18 protein-coding genes and 2 tRNA genes are annotated in these 23,577 nt (G+C 61.9%); 1 reads left to right on the forward strand and 19 read right to left on the reverse strand.

The features are described from left to right. Positions 1-23: 23 nt before the first annotated feature. On the forward strand, positions 24-449 hold the full coding sequence (locus tag VL197_10615; GenBank protein HUJ18430.1) for a ferritin-like domain-containing protein: 426 nt from the start codon (positions 24-26) through the stop codon (positions 447-449). Positions 450-525: 76 nt separating this feature from the next. On the opposite strand, the gene VL197_10620 is transcribed toward VL197_10615, so the two are convergent. The 19 genes from VL197_10620 to VL197_10710 form a co-directional block, all read right to left on the reverse strand. Next, positions 526-602 (reverse strand) — tRNA-Asp (locus tag VL197_10620). A 78-nt stretch (positions 603-680) separates the two neighbouring features. Beyond that, positions 681-756: transfer RNA gene (locus tag VL197_10625), tRNA-Val, on the reverse strand. Between the two features lie 121 nt (positions 757-877). Then, a complete protein-coding gene (locus VL197_10630; protein ID HUJ18431.1) occupies positions 878-2,158 on the reverse strand; it encodes an ISNCY family transposase in 1,281 nt (426 codons plus the stop codon). 87 nt (positions 2,159-2,245) lie between these two features. Continuing rightward, positions 2,246-3,334, reverse strand: coding sequence for a chemotaxis response regulator protein-glutamate methylesterase (locus VL197_10635; protein HUJ18432.1), 1,089 nt, complete (start codon positions 3,332-3,334; stop codon positions 2,246-2,248). Between the two features lie 118 nt (positions 3,335-3,452). Beyond that, a complete protein-coding gene (locus tag VL197_10640; protein ID HUJ18433.1) occupies positions 3,453-4,310 on the reverse strand; it encodes a protein-glutamate O-methyltransferase CheR in 858 nt (285 codons plus the stop codon). Further along, on the reverse strand, positions 4,303-6,300 hold the full coding sequence (locus tag VL197_10645; GenBank protein ID HUJ18434.1) for a HEAT repeat domain-containing protein: 1,998 nt from the start codon (positions 6,298-6,300) through the stop codon (positions 4,303-4,305). Before VL197_10645 ends, VL197_10640 begins: the two co-directional genes overlap by 8 nt. Then, on the reverse strand, positions 6,293-6,817 hold the full coding sequence (locus VL197_10650; GenBank protein ID HUJ18435.1) for a chemotaxis protein CheW: 525 nt from the start codon (positions 6,815-6,817) through the stop codon (positions 6,293-6,295). Before VL197_10650 ends, VL197_10645 begins: the two co-directional genes overlap by 8 nt. A 36-nt stretch (positions 6,818-6,853) precedes the next feature. After that, positions 6,854-7,159, reverse strand: a complete 306-nt coding sequence (locus VL197_10655; GenBank protein ID HUJ18436.1) for a hypothetical protein — start codon at positions 7,157-7,159, stop codon at positions 6,854-6,856. A gap of 47 nt (positions 7,160-7,206) precedes the next feature. Continuing rightward, the gene (locus VL197_10660; protein HUJ18437.1) at positions 7,207-9,231 is read right to left on the reverse strand and encodes a methyl-accepting chemotaxis protein; all 2,025 of its coding nucleotides are present in this window, start codon (positions 9,229-9,231) and stop codon (positions 7,207-7,209) included. Positions 9,232-9,368: 137 nt separating this feature from the next. Then, positions 9,369-11,462, reverse strand: coding sequence for a HAMP domain-containing methyl-accepting chemotaxis protein (locus tag VL197_10665; protein HUJ18438.1), 2,094 nt, complete (start codon positions 11,460-11,462; stop codon positions 9,369-9,371). Next, entirely contained in the window at positions 11,459-12,385 is a 927-nt protein-coding gene (locus VL197_10670) for an ABC transporter substrate-binding protein (GenBank protein HUJ18439.1), read from the reverse strand. Before VL197_10670 ends, VL197_10665 begins: the two co-directional genes overlap by 4 nt. 10 nt (positions 12,386-12,395) lie before the next feature. After that, positions 12,396-14,291, reverse strand: a complete 1,896-nt coding sequence (locus tag VL197_10675; GenBank protein ID HUJ18440.1) for an MtrB/PioB family outer membrane beta-barrel protein — start codon at positions 14,289-14,291, stop codon at positions 12,396-12,398. Positions 14,292-14,306: 15 nt separating this feature from the next. Continuing rightward, complete coding sequence (locus VL197_10680; GenBank protein ID HUJ18441.1) at positions 14,307-15,314, reverse strand: DmsE family decaheme c-type cytochrome; 1,008 nt, start codon at positions 15,312-15,314, stop codon at positions 14,307-14,309. A 30-nt stretch (positions 15,315-15,344) separates the two neighbouring features. Continuing rightward, complete coding sequence (locus tag VL197_10685) at positions 15,345-18,005, reverse strand: hypothetical protein (protein HUJ18442.1); 2,661 nt, start codon at positions 18,003-18,005, stop codon at positions 15,345-15,347. A gap of 105 nt (positions 18,006-18,110) precedes the next feature. Beyond that, the gene (locus tag VL197_10690) at positions 18,111-18,770 is read right to left on the reverse strand and encodes a chemotaxis protein CheW (GenBank protein HUJ18443.1); all 660 of its coding nucleotides are present in this window, start codon (positions 18,768-18,770) and stop codon (positions 18,111-18,113) included. A gap of 122 nt (positions 18,771-18,892) precedes the next feature. Further along, complete coding sequence (locus VL197_10695) at positions 18,893-19,687, reverse strand: AAA family ATPase (GenBank protein ID HUJ18444.1); 795 nt, start codon at positions 19,685-19,687, stop codon at positions 18,893-18,895. Between the two features lie 116 nt (positions 19,688-19,803). Continuing rightward, the gene (locus VL197_10700) at positions 19,804-21,804 is read right to left on the reverse strand and encodes a chemotaxis protein CheA (protein HUJ18445.1); all 2,001 of its coding nucleotides are present in this window, start codon (positions 21,802-21,804) and stop codon (positions 19,804-19,806) included. A 103-nt stretch (positions 21,805-21,907) separates the two neighbouring features. Further along, complete coding sequence (locus VL197_10705; protein HUJ18446.1) at positions 21,908-22,276, reverse strand: response regulator; 369 nt, start codon at positions 22,274-22,276, stop codon at positions 21,908-21,910. Continuing rightward, positions 22,273-23,436: a DUF4388 domain-containing protein gene (locus VL197_10710; GenBank protein HUJ18447.1), complete on the reverse strand. Its 1,164-nt coding sequence runs from the start codon at positions 23,434-23,436 to the stop codon at positions 22,273-22,275. Before VL197_10710 ends, VL197_10705 begins: the two co-directional genes overlap by 4 nt. Positions 23,437-23,577: the final 141 nt, after the last annotated feature.

Raw genomic sequence — 23,577 nt, forward strand, 5'->3', positions numbered from 1 at the left:
TTCACCAGGGAAAGGAGATTCTTATGGTACAGAAAGCAAGCGCGGCATTGACAGATCTGCTCAACAAGGCAATCGCACGGGAGATCCAGGTGAGCGTCCAGTACATGTGGCAGCATGTGATGGCCAAGGGCCTTGAATCCGCCGGGATCGCCGATGTGTTCGAGGACGTGGCGATCGCCGAGATGAAACATGCGGAAAAGATCGCTGAGCGCCTGTTCTACTTTGACATCGTTCCCACCACCAAGCCCGACCCGATCAAGGTCGGCGGATCCATGCAGGAGATGCTCGAGGCCGATGCCAAGGCCGAGGAAGAAGCTATCGAACTCTACAAGGCCATCATCAAGCAGGCCTCGGCAGAGGGGGATTCCACGACGCGGCTTCTCTTTGAACAGATCCTCGCCGATGAGGAGAGCCACCACGATACCTTCACCACGCTGCTGGGGAAATAGCCGCGTTCGTTCCCGAGGGAAAGCAAAAAAGCCGGGGCACCATGCCTCGGCTTTTTTATTCTGTTGTCGGACTGAATGGCGGGGCGGACGGGGCTCGAACCCGCGACCTCCGGCGTGACAGGCCGGCGTTCTAACCAGCTGAACTACCACCCCTCGGATGAGTGCGTCGAAGAGAGTCCGGAGCAGTGAGTGGAGGGTACAACAAACTCATCGCTCCAAACGAGCATGATATGGTAGGCGGAACAGGGATCGAACCTGTGACCCCAGCCTTGTAAGGGCTGTGCTCTCCCAGCTGAGCTATCCGCCCGGTTCCCCCAAAAAGGAAGTATAAATATCTATTATTCGGCCTGAAAAGTCAAGAACAATTTCTTCATTTGTCAAGCCCAAGCAGAAATGTCGTATTCTTACCAAAGCAGAAATGTCCTATTTTAAGGAACAGTGGACACTGCTGGTTTTTGCCTTCGATCAGGGTTGAAGCTTGCTCTCCATGGGTGTATGCGCGTCGGTTTTCCCCGATCCCACGTCTTGTACAGCTTGGGCGACTCCTTACGTTCTTTCTCTGGGCGAGCAGTGATCTCCTGGTACTGCACCCGCTGGCCGTTATGCAGAATCCTCATTGATCCGTCTGTACGCTCTTCCACGGTTACCTTCTTGGCCCGGATATTGTCTTTGATCTGATAAAGTCTTTTGTCGTGCGCTACGGTAAAGTCGTTCCGCAAGGCCCGTGAGCAACGAATTGACAGGATCCGATCCAATTCCCGATGGTTCTTGAACCGACGGTGCATATCCGTGTCCTTGGCTGGAGACACCCGATACCGCCGGTTATAATCCGGCAAGTACGTCTGCAAAAAGGCATTCCCCTCGTCTTTATTCCTGACGCCTGCCAGCCGCATTTCTTTTATCACCCGGTCCTGAAATGTCCCGAACAGCCGCTCCACCCGGCCCTTGGCCTGCGGGGAATAGGCATGGATCACCGTCACTCCGAGTTCCTGAAGGCTCCTTTCGAACTGGCTCATCAGATGCCGGTCTTCAAGCTGGTCCTCGATCGTCTGGTAGTGAACAGTCGATTTATAGGTCGAATGACGGTCTAAATACACGCTCTGAGGAATGCCGTACTGCTTGATATATCCTTTGAAACAGTCCATGGCCGGGAGGGTTCCCTCGTAATCATAGAACCTGGCGTACACTTCTCCCGTGGCATCATCCACAAATGCCATCAGCACACACTTCGGTCCCCGACCCTCGAACCAGTCGTGATGAGAACCGTCCAACTGGACCATGGCGCCCCGGCACGCTTTCCGTTCCCGCCACTGGCGATGTGGTCGCTTCTTGCGCTTCCGGTACGGCAATCCTGCCTCAAGAAACCAGGTCCGCAGCGTCTCGACGCTTACCTTGATACGATTCTTTTCCAGAAGCTTTTCACTCGCAAGGGTAGGGCCGAACTCCCGATACCGTTCTCGGCAAAGCTCGATTGTCTTGTGCTTCATTGCCTCCGGTATCTGGTTGTTCGGTTTCCTGCCGCGCGCACGGTGACAAATTCCCGGGTCACCCTCCCTTCTGACCCGCCGAATAATCCGCTGCAGCTGCCGCAGGCATAAACCAGACAGCTCTGCCGCCTCTGCCTGCGTTATCCTTCTCTCTATGGCTTTCCGGACCAAATGCAGCCGCTTTGCTTCCCTCATGCTCATCGTGATAATGCCTCTCCCCATCGCGCCCTCCCTTGACGGGAGGACAATACGACATTTCTGCTTGGGAGAAATACGACATTATCACTTTGGGAGAACAGAACAATTTCTTCATTCGGCACGGTGATTCGTGCTCTTTCCCGTCCTGCAGCGCGCCAGGATCTCCCCTGCCATCGCACCAAGCGGCAGCACCTTGTCAACGGACCCCGTGCGGATGGCCTCCTGAGGCATGCCGAAGATGACGGCACTCTCCTCGCTCTCGGCCAGGCACTGCCCCTGCCGCCGTTTGATCGCCCGGACGCCTTCTGCGCCGTCTCTGCCCATTCCTGTCAGCACGACGCCCAGCGCGGCAGCTCCGCAGGCCTCGGCCACCGAGGTCATCAGCTGGTCAGCGGACGGCACGTATTTGTCGGAGGGTCCGCGGGAAACCAGATCGGTGAACAATCCGGTCCGGTCCCGTTTCAGCACAAGGTGGTACCCTCCGGGCGCGATGAAAACCAGTCCCGGGCGGACCCGGTCGCCGGGGCCGGCCTCGGATATGACCAGGGACGAGAGCTTGTTCAGTCGTTCAGCGAAGCTCTTGGTGAACCCGGCCGGCATATGCTGCGCGACGACAATGGCGGCTCCGAAATCGGGCGGCAGGGCGGTCACAATGGCCTGCACCGCGGGCGGGCCTCCGGTCGAAGATGCCACGGCAACGACCTCGACGTTGCTCTTCTCGAACCGGACGTCGTCCTCCTTACGGGGGGGCGGGGCCGCCTTCTCGGCGGCAAGCAGCCCGATCGCGGATTGGACCTTCGCCATTTCGAGGTGTAGCACGGCCTGGACCTTGGCGACCAGCTCCTCGCGGACACCCTCGATGCTCCTCGAAATGCGCGCCTCGGGCTTCGCCAAAAAGTCAACGGCCCCGAGCTCCAGGGCGCGAAAGACGCTGCGGCTGTCCGAGCGCGACGAGATCACCAACACCGGCGTCGGCCGCTCCCTCATGAGCCAGCGCAGGAAGGTGAACCCGTCCATGTTCGGCATTTCCAGGTCGAGCGTGATCACGTCGGGGGCAAGGCGCAGCGTCTTTGCAACGGCGTCAACGCCGTCATGCGCCGTGCCGACCACCTCGATCCCCGCGTCAGAGGCCAGCATGTGGGAGATGGTGGTCCGGTTATAGGCCGAATCATCAACAACGAGGGCCTTGATCGTCTTCATATCTCGTCCTGTCCCGCGGTCCCGCGTCTTTTCTCAATGTTGCGGCCGCGATGACGTTTGTCGGCTTCCCGTTCACACCCGGTGCTTGCAATGCGGGCTTTGCTCATCGGCCTTCCGCTCACTTCCCCCTGACAGGCTTCTGGTACACCATGTCGTATTTGAGCGTGCGCAGCAGGAAGGCGTTCGAAATGTTGATCAGGGACTCCGAGTGCCCGAGCAGCAGGTAGCCGCCTTCCCGGAGCTTGTCATAAAAACTGGCGATGACTTTTTTCTTCGCTTCCTTGTCGAAATAGATGATGACGTTCCTGCAGAATATGATGTCCATGTTGCTGATCAGGGCGGTCTTGTAGGGATCGAGCAGGTTCAGGTAGCTGAAGGACACCAGTTCCCGCACCCTGTCGATGATCCGGTAGTTGCCCTTCTCTTCTTCGATGAAATATTTCGCGAGCATCTCGGGGCTTGTGGCCCGGTAGGCACCCTTCTTGTACACGCCTTTTCTCGCCGTATGGAGAACCCGTTGATTGATATCGCTGCCGAGGATCTCCACCTGCCAGTCGCGCCACCAGGTTCCCGACTCGAGCAGCAGCATTGCGATCGTGTAGGGCTCCTCGCCGGTTGAACAGCCGGCGCTCCAGATCCGGAGCGTCCTGCGGGGCTCGAGGGTCTGCCGTAGTTCGGGCAGGATCTCCTCGGAAAAGGCCCGGAGCTGCGGGCTCTCCCGGAAGAAATAGGTCTCATTGGTCGTAAGGTTGTCGACGAGGACAGTCAGTTCCTCTTCACGCTTCCGGTCATAGCGGAGGAAATGGTAGTACTCTTCGAAGGTCTTGAGCTGGCGCTGCTCGAGCCGGCGCGACAGCCTCCGTTCGAGCAGGAACTTTGACCCGTCGTCGAAGTAGATACCGCAGTAGTCGTGGATGAAGTCCCGGAGGAGCCTGAAGACATCGTCAGGCAGGGGAATGATCTTCTCTTCAAACATGATTCTTGAGCGCGTCCTTGGCAGTCTCCCGCACCGTGCCGTCAGGGTCCTCGTCGGCGATGCGCTCCAGCAGCGGCGCCGCAGCGGCGTCCCCTTTCTGGCCCAGGACCTCGATCGCCGTCTTCCGCACGCTCCAATGCTGGTCCGAAAGCTGAGCGATGACGGATTGTCGGACCAGGCCCCAGGGATAACCGGCGAGCGCGCCGATGACCGTCTTGCGCACTTCGGGATCGGTATGGTCGGCGAGCTTCAGGAGCCGTTCGAGCGCGGCGGGAGGCCTGAGTTGTCCCAGGACCTCAACGATGGCGAGGAGAAAAATGTCAGCGGCCTGGGAAAGATGTCCGGCAAGCGCGTTGCCGATCCGGTCGCCGCCGATCTTGCCCAGACCCCGCGCCGCCGCTGCCCTGACCCAGAGGTCGGGGTCCTGGAGGAGGGACAGAAGCGTATCAGCCGCCTCCGGCCGGCCGGTGCCCCCCAGCGCGTCGGCAGCCAGCATGCGCACTTCCGGGTCGTCGTCGGTGACCGCCAGCATGAGTGACCGGTACGAGCGTTCGCCCGTCAGGGTTCCCAGCGAGTGTACCACTGCCTTGCGGACGGCCGGCTCCTCGTCCTTGAGCGCGAAGGCCATCGCCTCGATCGCCCGGTCGCTCGAGAACTTTCCCATGAGCAGCACAATGTTCCTGCGAAGAGCGGGGTCCCGGGAGGTAAAGTCCTTCAGAAGGCCGTCAAGCACCGACTCCTCGCCGATCTCCGCCAGCGCGATGATCGCCGACTCCTGGACGCTTTCATATTCGTCGGTCAGCAGTTCCAGAAGCTGACCGATGGCGGTCCGGCTGTGCAGATGGCCCAGCGCCTCGGCGGCGGTGCTCCGGACATGTCCGTTTTCGTCCTGCAGCAGCTCAATGAGCTGTTCCTCTGCTTCGGCGCGCCCCTTGCTGCCCAGAACGCGGGCCACGGTCCGTCTGACGAGCGCGTTGTCATCGCGCAGGTACTCCAGCAGAAAGCCGGTCGCGTCCGCTTCGAGGGTAACCAGCGCGCGCACCATCGGTTCTTCCATATCCTCTTCTCTGAGGAGCGCCAGCAGTTTCCTGATCGAGCTTTCCCTGCCTGCCCAACCGAGGGCTGCGATGGCCGCCTGCTGCAGTTCACCGGTGCTCGTGATCAGCATTTCCTCGAGAAAGTTCACGATCCGGTCGTTCGCGCCGCTCCTCACGGCTGCAACGATCCGGCCCCGGTCCGCCTCCGTGCTCTTCCGGTGGATCGCGATGAGCGCCGTGAGTGAAACTTCGCGCACGATCCTGAGGGGGTCGGCGATTCCGGCCAGGAGCGGCGCAAGCGTGTCCACGTTCCCGATCCTGCCGAGGGACTCCAGAACGGGCTCCCGTAGACTGCTCCGGCCGAGCGCCGCAATGAGCGGTCCGAGCGCCCGGTCGTCGCCGATCTCGCCCAGCGCCTCGGCCGCCGCATAATCGAGCCAGCCCTGATCGTACCGCGAAAGACAGGCAAGCAGGGGGTCCACGGCCCTGCGGTCCCTGATCTTGCCCAGCGCCTCGGCGGACGCGACCCGGATATTCTCGTCGGGGTCAGACAGCCTCTCGATCAGCGCCGGCACGCTCCGCACGTCCCGGATGTCGCCGAGCACATCGACAATGAACTTCGTGACGTCGGGATCGGGGTCCGGCAGCGATGCGAGGAGGGGGCCGACCGACGCTGCGCCGATCTCGACGAGCGCTTCGATCGCCGAGTTCCTGGCCCCGGCATTGTCATGGGCCGCAAGGGCGTGCACGAGACCCGCTACCACGTCGCTATCGGCAAGACCGACCAGCGCCTCGACAACGGTCTTCCGCACCCGCCAGTCGCTGTCGCCGATGACGCGAAACAGGTAGGGCACGGCTTCGCGTCCGTATCGCCCGAGATCGACCGCGGCCTCCCGCCGTTCTTCGGCGTCCGTGCTCTGCAGTTTTCCACCCAGCCCTTCCAGATCAGCCATTGCTTGCCTCCGCCAGCGCCCGCCGCTCCTGCTGGCTCAATATGCGGGTGATGTCGAGCACGATGATCAGGCGCTCGCCAACCTTTGCCATCGCCGCGATGAAATCCGCGCTCCTTCCTTTGGCCGCATCGGGCGCCGCGGCCATGTCCTTTTTCGGTACGGAAATAACCTCGTCGACGTTGTCCACCACGAGCCCGAGCAGGCCCGCCGAGCGCCCCGGCGCCGGCAGTGCGCCCCGCGTTACGATCATCCGCATTTTCCGCATGTCGTTCTGTACGTCCTTCAGCTCGAACCGGTTCCGCAGGTCAACGATGGGGATGATCGCGCCGCGCAGGTTGATCACCCCTTCGACGAACGCCGGCATCTTGGGGAGGGGAGTGATCTTCAGCGGACGGATCACCTCGGTGATCGCATTGATGTCGAGCCCGTACTCCTCGGCCCCGACCCGGAATGTCACGAGCAGGACGTTCTCCTCAGCAGCGGCCGGCGTCTGGCTCTTTTTGTTTTTTACGAACACGGCGCCTCCCCATTCCCCCCTGCCGGCAGGCAGCGGTCATACCTTGAATTTATCGATCTCCCGCGTGACGGCTTCGGCCACGAGTGCGTCCAGCGCGACCATGTCCTTGCCCGTGATGGGATCGGTCCCGGCCCTGCCGAGGAAGAGGCCCCGTTCGCGGCCGCGAGTTTCGATGGCGCGGTACTGGCCGTAGATCAGAACGGGAGCCTCGAAGATCGTGCCGAGAACCATAAGCGCGGAGATGATGCCGGCGAACGCCACCGCGATCTGAAGGCCTCTGCTGGCTTCGATCTGCTTCCTCAGCGTAATCGTCCGTATGAGTTCCTTCGCACGAACCGGCATCGCCCTTCTCCTGGAGCCCGCCCGGCCCTCGGCGGGGGCAAAACCGATTACGCCTGCCGGGAAGGCCGGGCAGCCGATGTTCTCACCGTCATGGTGATCAGTTCCTGGCTCAGAAGCCGTGTCTGCTCCTCAAGGCTCCCGATCGAAGCCTCCAGCTCTTCCATCCGCTTCATGGTCTTCCGGGGTAGATCCTGAACGCGCAGCATCGCGTCCAGGATCTGGCTGCCGAACTGGCCCTGCTCGTAGGAGCTCGCTGCAATCGTGCCGGCGCCCGCGGTCACGTTCTCGGCGGCCTCGGCGATCCGCTTGCCCCCCCGCTCCTGTTCGACCATCGCCGTATTCACGCGGCGTGCGATTTCCCGCATGCCTTCCGAAGCGTTCAGGATCATCTCGGTGCTCTTGCTCTGCGCCTGCGTGGCCGATGAGATCTGGCCCATCATCTGTTTGACATTGGCTATGGCGTCGCTCACCTGTTTGATCCCGCGCGACTGTTCCGCCGTGGCCCGTTCGATCATATTCGCTGTTTCCGCGGACTGGCCTGCGCTGGACAGGATTTTGTTGAGCGCGCCGCCGGCGGCATCGGACCGGCTTACACCCTCGTCGACGGCGGCCAGGCTCTCGTTCATGGCCTCGACGGCCTCCCGGGTCTCTTGCTGGACCGACGCGATGAGCTTCGCGATGTCCTGGGCCGATCCCGCGGTGCGGTCCGCGAGCGCCTTGATCTCCCCGGCTACGACCGCGAACCCCCTGCCCTGCTCGCCGGCCTGCGCTGCCAGGATCGAGGCGTTCAGCGCCAGCAGGTTGGTCCGCTCCGTCACGTCCACGATCACACCCAGGACCTTCCCGATCTCTTCGGAGCGGCTGCCCAGGTGGGTGATCAGGCCGGCGTACTTGGCCATGGACTCCTTGATGCGGCTCATGGCCCCGGTGATCTCATGGATGGAATGGACACCGATGTCGTGCGCTTCGGACGACACCTGCTGGGAAAGGCGGGCCGACTCTCTCGCCGCCTGCTCGACTTCGCGGACCGTTGCTTCGATCTGGATCGACGACGCGGACGTCTCTTCGGCCGCCGAGGATACCGATTCGATGTGCTCGGCAACCTCGCGGAGAGACGCATTCATGGTCGTGACCGACGTGGTGACGCCTTCCGCGGCCGAGGCAAGCTCACCGGTGTGACGCGTCACCTCCAGGTTCGACGCGTTCATCTCGAGGATCGACGATGAGGTCTCTTCGGCGGACGTCGACAGGGTCCCCGCGCTCTCCGCCACGGCCTGGACCGATGCCGACATCTTCCCGACAGAGGCCACGACGCTCGCGATCGTCGCTGCTTCGGCCGCGGCGTCCTGCCGGATATCCCTCGTTGCCTGCGCAATGCGCGGGCTGAGCTCGCTGATCCGGGATGCAATGGCGCTCATGTCGATCACGATCTCTTCGAGGCGTTCGATGAGGTAATTCACCCCGGCGGCAAGGGCGCCGATCTCGTCATCCCTGCTGGCATCGACGCGCCGCGTGAAATCCTTCCGGTCGATCACGTCCTTGAGCGCGGCCCCCAGTTCCTGGATCGGACCGGTGATGCTGCGGGAAACGGAGAGGTACAGGATGACCGCCAGAATGAGGAAGATGAAGAGGTGTTCGATAAGCGCGCTCGCCGCGTAGGCCCTGAGCCGGCCGGCCAGGTCCGCTGGATAGACGGCGATCCGCAGTTCGCCTATCCTCGACTGGCTCACCTCGATCGGAAAGGGGCCGAGGGCGATGCGTTCCCCGGCGGGGTCGGGCCGGATTGCGCGCACGATCTCATTGCCTTTGACGTCGAGCATCACGACCTCCTGCCCGTCGGAGGTGCGCAGGAAGTTCTGCGCCATGTAGTTGAGGGCAGTGAGATCCGAGGTCATCAGAAGCGGAGCCGCAAGCTCGGCCATGAGCTTGCCGGTCTGCTCGCCGTTCTGCTGTGTACTGCTGAGGATAGCCCGCTTTTCCATGACAGAGCGGTAGCCGATGATCAGGCTCATGGTGACGAACAGGCCGGAGAATATGAGGAAGATGAGCCGCTGGCGGACACCGAGTCGCACGATCCCTCCCGAGAATGTGGTTTTAGTGGAACAGCGCGGTACGAATGGACGGGTTGAGAGGCTCCTGGATCATGATCCGTCCGCATCGATGCATCGGTGCGCGGCGCGGTCGATCAGCGATCGCTGCCCGGAACGTCTCACAGGCGGAAGCTTTCGAGTTCGCTGTGCAGGACGTCGGCCCGGGCCTTGAGAGCCTGGACCGCCATGTCCATCTCGATGGAAACATCCACGGTCTCCTGGGTGATCTTCTGGATCCTCCCGACCGCGTCGCTGATGTTCTTTGCGCCAACGTTCTGGTCGGAGGTGGCCCGCGCGATCTGGGCCGCCTGCTGCTTCACCGAATCGACAGCCGCTGCGATCTGCTTGCCCCCCGTGGTCTGCTCCTGCGTCGCGGTCTTCACCTGGCGGGTGATGTCGCGCATCTTGTCGGCCGCGCGGGCGATGCGTTCGCTCCCCCGCTGCTGTTCCTGCATGGCGCTGGCGATGTGTTCGATCTGGCTCGCGATGTTGACGGAATTCTCGGTGATCTGGGCCACGCCGCGGGCCTGCTCCGCCGTCGCCCGCTCGATGGCCCGCGCCATTTCGGCGGACTGTTTCGAACTCTCGGCAACCTGCTCCAGCACGTTGCTCGTCACATTCACCAGAGAAGCGCCGGCCTCCACGGCCTGGATCCCCCGCGCCATCGCCTGCACGCTCTGCTCTGTCTCCTCCCGAACTGCCATGATCAGACCGGTGATCTCCTGCGTAGAAGCTGCCGTCCGCTCCGCGAGGTCCTTGATCTCGTCGGCGACGACGGCAAACCCTTTCCCGTGCTCACCTGCCTGCGCCGCCAGGATCGCCGCGTTCAGGGCCAGGAGGCTGGTCTGGTCGGTCACTTCATCGATGACCTTCAGGATCTGGCCGATCTCCTGGGAGCGTTTGCCGAGCCGGTTGACGACATCTGCCGTGGCTTCCACCTCCGCCCTGATGTTCTGCATGCCCTTGATGGCTTCGCGGATCGCGGTCATCCCTCGCTCCGACGCTTCACGGGACACGCGCTCCGCGAGGCGGGCGGACTCGAGTGCCCGCTGCTCGACCTCCTTGACGTTCGAGCTCATTTCCGTGACGGACGACGACGTCTGTTCGGCAGAGGTCGAGAGCTGCTCCGTATTTTCCGATACCTGCCTGATCGACGCGAGCATCTCCTCGATGGACGAGGCCGTGTCTTCGGCGGCCGCCGTGAGCGATACGGCGCTCTGCGCGACCTCCTCGATGGACAACGCCATCTCCGTGGCAGACGACGATGCGTTCGTCGAGGCCTGCGACATCTCTTCCGCGTTCTCGGCCACGCTCCTGATCGACGCCGACATCTCGCTCACGGTGCTTGCGCTCTGCTCCGTCGCCTCCTGCTGCACCCGCGCGCCCTCGCTCATCTTGACCGTCGCGCTGCTCATGAGCGCCGTTGCCTCGCCGAGGCTGGCCGCGGTCTGCTTGATCTTCCCGAGCATCTGCCGGAGGTTTGCCGACATCGTGTTGATGGCGATGCCCAGGGTCGCGATCTCCGTCTCTCCCCGGACATCGATCTCCCGCGAGAGGTTACCGGCCGCCATGCTGCTCGCGATGGTCACCTGCTCGCCAATCGGCTTCGTGATCACCCGGTCGACGAAAAGATAGACCAGGACCGTTGCGGCGGCGAAGCTGACGAACGCAACCATGAGCGCCCACAGGAGGAGGCTCCCGATCTGCTTGTTCACGGCGCTCTCCTTGAGCGCGATCCGGAACACGCCGAGCTGCTTGTTGTCAACGCTCATGATCGGGATCACCTTCTCATACTGGCCGCCCTTGTCCGTGGAATAGGAATGCACCAGGGGGCTCCGGGCGCCCAGCGCCGTCTTGCTCGCCGCATCGGTCAGCACCGAATTCTCCAGGGCCCGGTCGCTTGCGTAGAGCACGCGGCCATCCATGTCCATGATCATGGCGAGGGAGAGGTCCTTGTCTTCATCGCTCAGCGCGCGAAGCTTGTCACCCATGCCTTCCAGCGCATTCAGGGGAAGGCCGAATCCGACGGCCTTGACGATGTCCTTCCTGACGCCATCGGCCGTCGCCGCTGTCCGGGCGATCAGGGCTTCCCGGTACCGGCTGGTCGTGACAGAGATGTTCACGATCGCGTTGAACGCCAGCACGAGCAGGAGAATGCAGGCCGTCGCGAAGACGGCCCGTGCTTTCAGGTTCATGCGGGACAGGAGTTTCATTTTATGATCCTCGTCGCGTCGGTAATCAAGTCCATGGGCACCTTGATGCCGAGGGCGTTCGCCTCCTTGAGGTTCAGGACGAGTTCCACCAGCTTCGGGACCTCGGGCGGGATGCTCGCGGGGCTCTCGCCTCTGAGCAGCCGCGCGGCGATCCGCCCCGCTGCCTCTCCCTGTTCCACGGGGCTCGGCGCGAGGCTCAGGATAACGCCCTTCTCGCTGGAACCGCCGGTCTGGCTCACCGTCGGGATCTTGGACGCATGGGCGCTCTTCACGATCCCCTCCAGCGCCTCGTTGACCGCCGAGCTCATGGTGATGAACACGACGTCGGCCTTTCCGGCGAAGACGAGTTTCCGGGCGTCATCGGGCTTCTTGATAGGCATCCGCACGCTCTGGTACCCGTACTGGCCTTCGAGCTGGGTCAGTTCATCGGCCTGCCGCACCGAGTCCGGTTCGTTCTCGTTGTACACGACGGCGAGCTTCGTGAACGGCATCATTTTGCGGAGATACTTGAGCAGGCTGGTCATCGGAACCTTGCAGCTGATCCCCGTGACGTTCCGCGCAGCTACGCCGATTGCCTGCGGATCATAGACCCCGGCGTACACGATCGGGATGCTCTTCGTCTCCTTGAGCGCCGAGATCGCTGCGGGAGCGCCGTAGGCCACGATCACATTCACCTCGGCCACGGCCATTTTGCGGGCGGCGTTCGTCCAGGAGAGGGGGTCCGGGGACGGCATCTGGAGCAGGGTATCAACCTTGCGGTGATCGAACCCCTCCTTGCCGAGGGTGCCCGCAAACGCCTTGTGAACCTCCTGGTAGAAGCCCAGGTTCCCGGTCATGATAACTCCCACCGTCTTGTCCGCGGCAGAGGCGGTAGAGGCCACCAGGGCCAGGATTGCTGAGAGTAGCCATTGCTGTGGTTTCATAGTTCCTCCCCTACCATTTCATGGACAGGGTGGCCAATGTCAGTTTCACCGTGCCGTCCTGAGAGTTGTCGACCTTGTCGTCGTAATGCCGGTACTGATACCGGATCTCGCAGCTCGCCAGCCTCGTGAGCTGCATCTCGGCTCCAATGCTGTAGAGCGAGTCAACCACTTTCATGTCCGAAAGCTCGGAGATGCCTGACACATTCGTCACACCGTTGGCCCCCGCGATCACGAAGTTGCCGCGGGAGTAGCTCCTGCTCGCCGATCCGATCAGGTTCAGGCCCTCGGAGGGCGCGACGGTCAGCGTCAGCGAACCCATCTGGGAAGCATCGTTGTAGGGAACCCCGGGCTCCGTCGTCAACGCTCCCGACGTGCCGTCCGTAAGCGTGATCGTCTGGTTGACATCGTTCTTATACAGGCCGTAGCTCGCCGTGAGCGAGGAGCGGTTGCCGAGCATCACCGTCGCGCTGGCGAGCCCCTGGTCGCGCTTGGCGTCCCGGGTGCCGCCGCCGAGCGGAGCGCTGAGATTGTCCCGTGTTTCCCGGACCAGGGAGTAGCTCAGCATGGTGTTGAACTTCGGCGTCGGCGTCCAGGTGAGGACCGTGCGTGCCCCATGGGCCTTGTCGGGGTCCGTGGCATAGGCCGGATTGTCCACCTTGGTCTCGCTGACATCGGCGCGGAAGGACAGCTTGTTCATGATGCGGTAGGTCACGTTGATCTTTGCCGTGTTTTTTGTGGTGCTCTGGGGCAGGTCCCAGAAGGCCGGGTTCGTCGACCCGTCTATGTTCGTGTTGGTGCGGTCGGTCTTGTCGCCCACGTACTCGCCCCGGAGCGTCAGGCGGTCGGTGGCCCGGTAGCGGACCACTCCGCTCACCGTGTCCCGCGTTGACGAGATGGACTGGCGCACATCGATCGGCGTGATGCCCGTCGCCGTGTTAAAGACCGCCGGGTTCGTCACTTCCGTGTCATAGTGGCGGTATTTGACGGTCAGGATCACGCTCGTCACTGGCATGAACATCAGGTCGCCCGCCGCGTTCGTGAACTTCGCCTTTGCGCTGCTGTCCTCGTTCTGGTGGTCCCCGTTCGAGTACGTGCCGGACAGCACGAGCCTGCCCGAATAGGACGTATGCAGCTTGACCGTGTCCGTGGAGGACTTGAGGTCAGGGACCAGATTGTGGGGACCTCCCGCATCTGCGTCGGTCAGAAACTTCTGATCGAGGACCGCGAGCTTCATCTCCGTATGGCTGTAGTCAGCCTCGACGGGACCCAGGTGGCTGTTCAAGCCGACCCGGTACTCGCTCGTGTTCCAGTCGATGGGTCTTGATTCGGAAACCTTGTTCAGACCGCCAAGGGTCAGGAAGCGCTGCTGGACCAGCCCCTCCTTGTCCAGGGTTACTGCCTCGACGTAGAGATGGAGGGGGAAGTCGGGGGTCTTGAACCGAACGGACCCCCTGCGCAGCTGGCTCTCGACGCCGTAGAGATCAAAGGGGTTCAGGTCCGTGAAGCTCGGCGACGGCGTTGACAGGTCGTCTGCCCCGAAGCTATAATGATCCAGATTATGGAACAGGCCACGCGTGAGGCCGTTGATCAGGACGAGATCGCCGAACGCGTAGTTCACCTCGCCGAAGTAGTCCTTATTGTTCAGGAAGTAGGATTCGAGCAGGAAGCGCTGCGGAAGGGGGTCCCACTCCATGTCGAACCCGCCGGCGGGTGACGACTTCAGATGGTCGTACTCCCCTGCTTTAGTGTTTCCGTTCTGATCCACCCCGTACCAGCCTGCGCCGACCCGGAACTCGGGCGGGACCTCCAGTTTCGTTTCTGTCGCCTTCTCTTCGGGCGCCTGTTGTGCCAGAAGCGGAGAGGCCCAGAGCATCAGGAATGCGATTGAATAGATGATTTTCTTCATAACAATGAGCCTCCTCTAACGTACGAAAGTGCCCTGGCCGGTCGCCGAAGGCGTATCGGTACCATGGATCTGGGAATGACAGTCGGTGCAGCGGGTGTAGTATGCCCGCTTCTGCTCTGCCGTGGTCGCTCCCGAAATCGGGTGGGTCGGGTGGCACTGGAGGCAGAGGAACGGCTCCCGCGCCGTGAGCAGGTTGTTGTTCACCGATCCATGGGGGAGATGGCAGGTGCGGCAGTCGTCGTTCAGGTCCGCGTGCTCGTACACGAAGGGGCCTGCCTTCTCGGCATGGCACTGGGTGCACGTATCCTTCACCGTATCCCGGCGGAGGTTCTTCTCGCCGCTGCCGCCGTGCGGGTCGTGGCAGTCGGTGCAGAAGACCTTCTTCTCGGGAACGGGGTGGTGATTCGGCAGGCTGAAGGACGCCTCCACGTCCCTGTGGCAGCGCTCGCACATCTCCGCCACATCCCGCGGCTTCACCTTGAGGTTATGACTGCCGTGGATCCGGTGGCAGTCCGAGCAGGAGATATCGTTCACGGCATGGGTGCTTGCGTTCCAGTTGTGCAGGTTGAACGTGGCATTGGCAGCGTGGCATTTGAGACAGATAAGGGATTTCGCCGGCGCCGGCAGGTTCTTGATGTCCACCAGCGTTTTGAAGTCGCAGGGCGTCTTCTTTCCCACCTGTGCGTCGGCCGCGAGCTTCTGCGGTGTCAGCTGCTCGACGGCAAGGCTTCCGGGGCCGTGGCAGCTTTCGCAGTTCACGAGCGGCAGGCCCGATTCCCGCGAGAGCTGCGCGCCCATGGTCGAGAGGTCGAAGTCCCGGCGCCTCTTGTCATGCTCGTGGCACGCCTTGAGGCAGTTGTCGGTTCCGATATAGTCCGCGTCAAGCCGCCCCACGATCATTTTTTCATACTCCTTGATCGGCAGGAGCGGCCTCGATTCCTTGAGCGCAGCGCACCCGGCGACGAAAAAGGCGCCCAAGGCCACGACCGCCAGCCATTTTCTCCATAGAATGAATTGTTCCATTATAGACAACCTCCTTGTGCTGAGTATCGGTTAGGGCCGTTCCGCGGAAATGCCGATCACGCCGTTTGGCAGAAGATAGGTCATCGCCCCGTCACACCAGGCCGGCCGCCCGGGTCCGGGTGCGCAGATCGCCGTGAGCGTGGCGCCGGCGGAATAGTTCAGGACGCCGTCATCCAGCCAGTCGATCGAGTCATAAATGAGCCGCTTCGCATAGTACCGGTTATGCACGAAAGCGCCGGGCTCTTCCGTGCTGCTGAACACCACCAGGTTGACGGCTGCGCCCATGGTGTTCTTGCCCGTCGTGTTGCCGGTGATATCGGTGTCTCCCCTGAAGAGCCAGTTATTATTGGCGCTGCTCCTGATGATGGTGAAAGCCCCGGTGGCGCTTGCGCCGGTGTACACAGATGACAGCGTCAGCGTCGTCGCATCCCGGTTGTTGATCTTGTACCACGTCCCATCGCTGTCAAGGCGGAAATAGTCGCCCGTCGTGCCCGAACCAGGCAATCCCACATCGAGGGTGAGAGGATTGGCTCCGGTTATCGTGACCGTCGCGCTGGCCGAAGTTACCGATGCCGTGGCGTTGTTCTGCAGCGAGAAGCCAGACGTGGTCGTTGACGCGCCGAGATAGTTCGTCGTCAAGGTAATCTGGGTATCGGAGTCAACGGAAGCGATGGAATACCAGACGCCGTTCTTGTCTACCCGGAACTTGTCTCCTGTTGCTATCAGGCTCGTCCAATTCGTATTGGTTCCGGTGACGATCGGCGAGCTGTATGTAACCGATACCGTTTCGTTCCTGCGGATGGTATAACTGACCCCGCTCGCCGAAGTAAAGGTCGCGCCGGTATAGGGCGTGGAGAGCGTGATCTGGGTCGCAAGGTCCACGGAGGCAATGGGGTACCATGCCCCGTCACTGTCAATGCGGAACTGATCGCCCGGATCGAGTGAAAGCGCAGTCCAGTTCGTCTTTATGCCGGTTATGACCGCGCTTCCGGTCACTGCGGTCACGGTTCCCGCCGTAATCAAGGACAGGTTCCTGGCGCGGTAAAAAGTGTTGCTGCCCGTTCTTTGGTAGAATCCGGCCTGATCCAGCACTTTCTGAAGGGCGCTCTGCGCGTTGGCGAACAAGTTCTTTTCGTTATTGATCATGGCAACAAAGGAAGAGTCGTTCAGGCCGTGGCATTTTGAGCAGACCTCGCTCGGAATGCTCGTGATGCTGCCCGTGATGCTCGAGATGACTGTTTGGTTGTCGTCGAACGCGGCCGGAAAGAACAGATGATCGCCGACGCCGTTCGGGCGGGACATATGACAGCCGACGCAGGGACCGTTCGTTCCCGTGTCCGGGGCGCCGGCCGTGCCGATTTTGTCGTGCAGGTATCTGGCGATATTCGTGTAATCCCTGCCGCTGTAGTTGTATCCCGCGGTCCGGAACATGACGGCGCCGACCATGAAGTGGTGGCCGTCGATGATCGTCCGGTTCGTGAAATCCACGGGGACCACCGCCCCGACGTTCATGTTCTTGATCGAATCTCCGTTCTGCCTGCCGGTATGGCAGGGCATGCAGATATTCGAGCCTGCCAGGTCCGGATAGGCAAAGGAAGCCACCGAGCTGATCGTGGCGACCGCCGGGGGGGTCACATAAAAGCTGTAGCTGTAATCCGCGGTATACGGGCCGGGATTGCGCAGGGCGCCCTTGTTGTCCGAGTGGCAGCCCGTGCATTCGAGCAGCTCGGGTTTCCAGCTCGCGGCCGAGGGCACCGGGAAGGTGGCAAGGGTCCCGTACAGGATGGCCTTGGCCTGAACGGCATTGCCGCTTGCCAGAGCGTCGGCATATTGTGCATACCCGGTCGTCGTATGACACCGCTGACACGTCGGGCTTCTGGACCAGTTGGTTCTCGACCACGCCTCGCTCGGCGCCCGCGAAGCGTGCGCCGACTCCGCCCACTCGTTACTGATAGCGATATCGCTGTTCTTGTGAGGGTTGTGACAGTCGGTACAGACCGTCTCGCGCGAAAAGTCCATGGCGTAACCCGTCGGGGTTATGGAACCAAAGCTCGTGAGAGCGGTGGCGAAGTGGGTATCGGTGATGATCAGATTGTTACCGCTGGCACTCGCCGCCTCTGCTCCTCCCGCGTCATGCGCCGCGACTACGGTCCCCGTGCCCGTTGAATTCAGCAGTTCATGGCAGTACGTGCACATGACGAACTGACCGGACAGGGTAACGGTCGGACCGCTGCCAAGGACGGTACCGGTTGTGTTCGAAAGGAGCGATATGGGCTGCACGCCGCCCGCGTTCGCGTGCAGACTGCCGGGGCCGTGGCAGGCTTCGCAGCCAACGACCGGACGGGCCGTCGTCCCCAGAGAGCCTGCGAGCGCCACACGCGCGCTGTCCCCGTTCGGGTTATGGCAGTTCTTGGTGCAGGTGCCTATCTGGCCGAGCGTCGGACTTCCCGGGCTGCCCAGGTCTCCCGCCGGGTTCAGGTTCGCGTGCGTCGTGGAGAGCCAATCCGCTGCCGTGTCCGTGTGGCAGCCCGCGCAGACGTCGATGCCCGCGGTCGGCGTCGATGCCGAGAGCACCGTTCCCGATGCCGGCGGCCTGTTCTCCGTGCTGGATCCGCACCCGTTGAGCGCTGCGGCAACCAGCATCGCGCCCAGCAGAGCGAACGCCATTCTGCTTCCTCTTTTCTGCTTCATACTCGTACCTCCCCCTTTTTGGATACGAGGGACAGAGGACGGTCGTTTCGCTTTCACGCGACGCTTCACCGGCCGTCAATCGCCTCTCGCACATTTCTTATTGGATCATGTCCCCAATGCCCGCTCCACATCGAGCAGGATATACAGCTTGTCGTCCTTCCGCGCGATACCCTTCAGGTATTCCGCACCGTGCTCAATCGTTTCCGGTACCGGCCGTATGGCCTCGGGATGGATCTTGACGACTCCCGACACGCGGTCGACAATGAGCCCCGCGTCCTCATCGGTCACGCTCACGACCAGGATACGCGACTTCTCGTCCCGTGCGGACGCAGGGAGACCGAGACGCTTTGAAAGGGCGATCACCGGAAGGACGGCGCCGCGCAGTGCGGTCACGCCCAGGACATAGTTGGGGGCGTTCGGCACGGGCGTCAGGTCCCTGCTCTTCAGCACTTCCTTCACGTCGTCGACCATGACCGCATAGTGTTCGTCGCCGAGACGGAACGAGAGCATCTCGAGCTCCTGTTCCTGTTGCTCCTCAGCGACCGGTTCTGGCGGTGGACCGGCTTCGGCCTCTTCGCCCGCAGGAGAAGTGTCCTCGGGAACGGCCGCCGCAGGTAACGCTTCGACGGCCTGTTCGGGCTGCCCATGCTGCGACAGATCCTCATTGACCCCCGGCGCAGCAGGTGCGGTCTCCGCCGCCTGCTCCTTGACGGTACTTGCGCGGGCACGTTCCGCCGCTTTTTTCCGGGCTGCCAAAATGTCCATACGTCGCTAACGCTCCACTGAAAATTCCAAAGTGCAAATTTAAAATTGCAATTGATCTTCCCTTTGACTTCCTGTTCCCCTGCGCAATTTACAATTTGCGCTTTGCCTTTCGAGATCCCGGTTCATTGATCTCTTACGACGCTCTCGATGATCTCGGGGCCGATGATTTCGACGCCTCTGCCGAACCCTTCGAGCAGGGCATTCCCGGCGATGATATTGATGCGCCTCGGCACTCCGCCGCTCTCGCGGAACAGGAGTTCGAGCGCTCCCTCATCGAAGAGCCTGGCCTCCCTGCCCGCGACCCTGAGCCGGTGCGCTACGTACTCCCGCGTTTCCTGTGCTTCCAGCGGCCCCAGATGGAACTGCATGGCGACCCGCTGGCGGAGCGCCCGGTACGGACGACGATCGAGCCGGTCCCTCAGCTCGGTCTGGCCGATCAGGACAAGCGCCAGGAGGTTCCGGTCATCGAGCTGGAAGTTCGTGAGCAGCCGCAACTCCTCGAAGGTGGCCTTGCCGGGGATGAGCTGCGCTTCGTCGATAATGAGGACGGTCCGCTTCCCGGCCTCGAAGAGCTCGAACAGTTTTGCGTTGATCGCCTCAAGGAGGCCGTGACGCTGCCGGCCGGCATCCTCGATCCCCAGCCGCAGGGCGACCATCTGCAGGAGCTGGGACGGCGAAAGCCGCGGGTTGATGATGAGGACCGGATGGTAGCTCCGGTCCATCCAGTCGATCAGAGCCCGGGACAGGGTCGTCTTGCCCGATCCGATCTCGCCGGTCAGGAGCACGATGTCCTGCTCGTCCACGGCGAGTTGCATCCTGGCCAACGCTTCGGCGTGCTTGGCGCCTTGAAAAAGGAAGCGCGGGTCCGGCGTCTTGTTGAAGGGCTTTTCCTTTAAGCCGTAGAATTCCTCGTACATATCAGTCAGATGACAGAGAGCAGAACACTGGCAACTGCGGGCCTGACCAATGCTTTCAGGCTGTCCGACGATTGACCGTCAGTCTTCTGACATCGGGATTTCGGTCTTTTCCTTTCCTATCTTATCGGCCCTGCCGAAGTTTTCTTTAGCACGCCCTCCATGAGGGACTCCACGTCCAGCACCAGCACGACACCGCGCCGGTCGCCCAATTCGGTTGCGCCGGCAATACCCCGCACCTTCGAAAGCCGTTTTCCCATGGGCTTGATAACGATTTCCTGCTGGTCCCGCAGCGCCTCCACCACGATGCCGAGCCGGCGCTCGGCGAGGCCCACGATGATAAGATACAGGGATGAACGCCCTTCCCGGACCGGCAGCATGAATGCCTCGGTGAGCCGCAGGAGCGGCACCGTTTCGTTGCGGATGGCGATGACCTCGCGTGTTTCAACGGTCTCCACCTGGTCCTCGGTGGTCCTGATGATCTCCAGGACGGAACTGAGCGGCACGGCAAACGTCTGTCCGCCGGCTTCCACGATAAGCGCCTTGATGATGGCGAGCGTGATCGGGAGTGTCATCGTGAACCGGCTGCCTTCGCCGATTTCCGTTTCGACGTCTATCATGCCCGAAAGCTTCGAAAGGTTCTTCTTCACGACGTCCATGCCCACGCCGCGGCCCGAGATTTCCGTGACCGTTTCCCGGGTGGTGAATCCCGGCAGGAAGACGAGGTCCAGGATCTCCTTGCGGTCCGTTTCGGGATCGAGCCCGTGGTCGGGCGTCAGCACGCCCTTCTCGACGGCCTTCGCGAGGATCTTCCGCGGGTCCATCCCCGCGCCATCGTCCTCCACGGTGATGACAACATGGTTTCCCTTCGGAGAAGCGGACAGCACCACCACGCCCTGTTCGGGCTTCCCGCCCTGTCTGCGGACTTCCGGAGATTCGATGCCGTGGTCAACGGCGTTCCGGATCAGGTGCATCAGCGGGTCGGCGAGGTCCTCGACCATCAGCTTGTCGAGCTCGGTCTCCTCGCCGGACAGCCGGAGGTCGATCTCCTTGCCCGCGTCCTTCGCGTATTTCCTGACCATCTGCGTCAGGCGGTTGAAGATCTGCCCGATCGGCACCATCCTGACCTCAAGGATGCCTTCCTGCAGTTCGTTCAGTTTGCGTTCGAGCCCCCGCTGCGCCTTGTGCAGGTCTGCGGCAAGGCTGCTGGCGCCCTGCTGGGACTTGAGCTCCCGCACGATGCGACCTATGATGTTCTTGACGAGGTGCATTTCGCCTACGGTGTTCATCAGGCTGTCGAGTTTGTAAATGTCGACGCGGACCGTATTGCTGACGGACCGGAGCCCGGCTTCCTGCCGCGGTTCCTCGGCCTTCCGTCCCTCCACGTAGGGAACCTGCTCGATTGCCGCGTTGGGCACGGTGACCGACGCCTTCAGTTCATCGCGCGACTTGGCCGTCCCGACCATGATCGTGAAGCCGATGCCGCTACCCCCGGCGCCCGCCGTGGGAAGCGTGCAGATGATCTCGGCTTCCTTCTTGAGCGTTTCGTTGAGCCCCGTGATGCCCGCTTCAAAATCGGCCAGCTCGAAGACGACCTTGACGAGAAACAGGTTCTTGCGTCCCCTGATATTCTCCTTCAGCCGGAATTCCTCGTACTCGGTCAGCACCTGGAGCAGCCCCCGGTCGAGATCGATCTCGTTCAGGACCGACCGGTCGGAAGCGGCCGCGGGCTTCGCCTGGAGGACCGCGTCGATCCGCTCGACCATGGGTGCGATCTCTTCCGGCTCCTGCCCGCTGCCCGCCTGCTGGACCAGGCGGCCGAGCAGCGCCGCCGCATCGAAGAGGACATCGAGCGCCTCGCGGCTCAACCCCACCTTGCCGAGCCGGACCTCATCGAGCAGGAACTCCATCTTGTGGGACAGGTCAGCCGGCACCTTGAGGTCGAACATGCCGGCAAGCCCCTTGAAAGAGTGGATGGCGCGGAACAGCGCGTTCACCTGCTCGGGCTCCGGACGCCCCTCGCTCTGCCCGGACTCGATCGTGAGCAGCGCTTGGCTGGCGCTCTCGAGGATGTCCTCGGCCTCGGCAAGAAAATCTTTTATGTTCCGGTCTGACTTCATGGGTCGGTTCGCTCCCTGGAGGATGGGAAAATTTCAAGTGGTCGCTTCCTGTTCTCCATGTTCAATCTTCGCTGGTTCATGCGTCGGGCCGCCCCGCCGCCTATCAGCCGCCCAGCGCTCCCCTCACGGCCGACATCAGGTCTTCCTTGGTGAACGGCTTGATCACGTAGCTCGAGGCGCCGAGGGCGAGGCCCCGCTTCTTGTCCTCGTCGCTCTTTTCGGTGCTCACGATGATGAGCGGTATCTCCCGGTATGCCGGGTTGGACCTGACGAAACCGATGAGCTCCAGCCCGTTGATATCGGGCATGTTGATGTCGGTCACGATGAGGTCGAACCGGCGGGAGGGAAGGGCCTTGAGCGCCTCGAAGCCGTTGGCGGCCTCCACGACGAAGAAACCGCCTGCCTCCTCAAGGGAGACGCGCATCATCGAGCGGATCGCCTTGGAGTCCTCGACGATCAGAACGTTCCTCATCTTCTCTCCTTTTGAAGCTCGGCGATCCGTTTTTCGAGCAGTGCTTTTTCGAGCGCCATGCCCGCCTGGTTCATGAAGATCTCGAGCGTATCGACGCCCTTGATCGGCCTTCGTTCCGGGATGTTGTCGCCGTAGACGACGAGGGCGACCTTTCCGTCCACGACGAGCGGGATGGCAAGCACCTGATCGGGCATCACACCGCCCAACTCGTTCACGAGGTACTTGTTGCTCTCATTCTGCTCGATCTGCCCCTGGTAGGTGCGGCGGTTTTCGATCACGGTAAGAAACAGGGAGGGCTGGTTCAGCGGGATCCTGATATTGCGGACCACCTGGTCCGGAGACTGGCCCGTAAGCTCGATGCCGAACTGGCCGAGGCCTCGCACTTCGTCCTTCTTCACCATGAACAGGATCGCCCGGTTCACCACTTCGCTCGCGTACCGAAGAATGAGGAGGGTCACCTCCGCCGTGGCCGTTGGGAACCGCAGCTCATCGAACATGGACTTGAGGGTGGAGATCTCTTTTTGCGGCGTTTCCGTCTCGATGCGGGCGCGGAACTCCTCCCTGGCAGGTTCATAGGAGAGAGGGGATGGTGTTAGGGGCGGGGGGGATGCGCCGTGCACCTTGGGCGGGGGCGCGGGCCGGGTCGTGCCCTTTCGCCTCTCGTCGAGTATCCGTGTGCCTTCCATCAGGAGGTACTCGGCGCTGATGCCGTGCTTCAGCAGGAATTCCTGCGTATCGATCTCGATCTTGTCCTTCGGGGCTATCTCGCCGAGCTCAAAGTTGAAAAAACCTTCCTCCCAGGCAAGCAGGTCATAGATGATCTCCTCGATCTGCTTCCGCACAACGGCTTCGAGCGTCTGGGCGGTCACGGCCCCCATGTCCTGGAGGATCATGCCCAGGGGCTTGTCTGCCTCCCGCCGCTGCACGGAGAGCGCCTGTGAGAGGGCGGTCTCGGAAAGCATGCCCTGGGAAACGAGCATATTGCCGAGAGAATCACGAATGCTGTCGCTCGCGGCCTGGATCACCTGACCGTTCTTGAACACGACCATGCCGGTGCCCTTGCGGCTGCGCACGATGAGCGTGCCTGTTTTTTTACTCAGACTGATAATCTGGAAGATATCGGGTAGCGCAAGGTCTTCCAGCCTGCCCACAAGACTCATGAAATCTCCTGCTCCGAATTGTCATCCGATTATATCAATTTGAATGAAAAAAGCAACGGTTTAATAATCGGTTAGGCGGCGGGACCGCTGGTGGCAGGGAATACCTTTGTTGCAGAGTCGTTGATGCTTTTTGATTACTGT

This window comes from Nitrospirota bacterium (assembly GCA_035516965.1).
Lineage (GTDB): Bacteria > Nitrospirota > UBA9217 > UBA9217 > UBA9217 > MHEA01.

Excerpts from the sequence above, each read along its gene's own strand:
- VL197_10615 (HUJ18430.1), top strand. The coding sequence starts at position 24 with ATGGTACAGAAAGCAAGCGCGGCATTGACAGATCTGCTCAACAAGGCA.
- VL197_10630 (HUJ18431.1), bottom strand. The coding sequence starts at position 2,158 with ATGGGGAGAGGCATTATCACGATGAGCATGAGGGAAGCAAAGCGGCTG.
- VL197_10635 (HUJ18432.1), bottom strand. The coding sequence starts at position 3,334 with ATGAAGACGATCAAGGCCCTCGTTGTTGATGATTCGGCCTATAACCGG.
- VL197_10640 (HUJ18433.1), bottom strand. The coding sequence starts at position 4,310 with ATGTTTGAAGAGAAGATCATTCCCCTGCCTGACGATGTCTTCAGGCTC.
- VL197_10645 (HUJ18434.1), bottom strand. The coding sequence starts at position 6,300 with ATGGCTGATCTGGAAGGGCTGGGTGGAAAACTGCAGAGCACGGACGCC.
- VL197_10655 (HUJ18436.1), bottom strand. The coding sequence starts at position 7,159 with ATGCCGGTTCGTGCGAAGGAACTCATACGGACGATTACGCTGAGGAAG.
- VL197_10665 (HUJ18438.1), bottom strand. The coding sequence starts at position 11,462 with ATGAAACTCCTGTCCCGCATGAACCTGAAAGCACGGGCCGTCTTCGCG.
- VL197_10670 (HUJ18439.1), bottom strand. The coding sequence starts at position 12,385 with ATGAAACCACAGCAATGGCTACTCTCAGCAATCCTGGCCCTGGTGGCC.
- VL197_10675 (HUJ18440.1), bottom strand. The coding sequence starts at position 14,291 with ATGAAGAAAATCATCTATTCAATCGCATTCCTGATGCTCTGGGCCTCT.
- VL197_10680 (HUJ18441.1), bottom strand. The coding sequence starts at position 15,314 with ATGGAACAATTCATTCTATGGAGAAAATGGCTGGCGGTCGTGGCCTTG.
- VL197_10685 (HUJ18442.1), bottom strand. The coding sequence starts at position 18,005 with ATGAAGCAGAAAAGAGGAAGCAGAATGGCGTTCGCTCTGCTGGGCGCG.
- VL197_10690 (HUJ18443.1), bottom strand. The coding sequence starts at position 18,770 with ATGGACATTTTGGCAGCCCGGAAAAAAGCGGCGGAACGTGCCCGCGCA.
- VL197_10695 (HUJ18444.1), bottom strand. The coding sequence starts at position 19,687 with ATGTACGAGGAATTCTACGGCTTAAAGGAAAAGCCCTTCAACAAGACG.
- VL197_10700 (HUJ18445.1), bottom strand. The coding sequence starts at position 21,804 with ATGAAGTCAGACCGGAACATAAAAGATTTTCTTGCCGAGGCCGAGGAC.
- VL197_10705 (HUJ18446.1), bottom strand. The coding sequence starts at position 22,276 with ATGAGGAACGTTCTGATCGTCGAGGACTCCAAGGCGATCCGCTCGATG.
- VL197_10710 (HUJ18447.1), bottom strand. The coding sequence starts at position 23,436 with ATGAGTCTTGTGGGCAGGCTGGAAGACCTTGCGCTACCCGATATCTTC.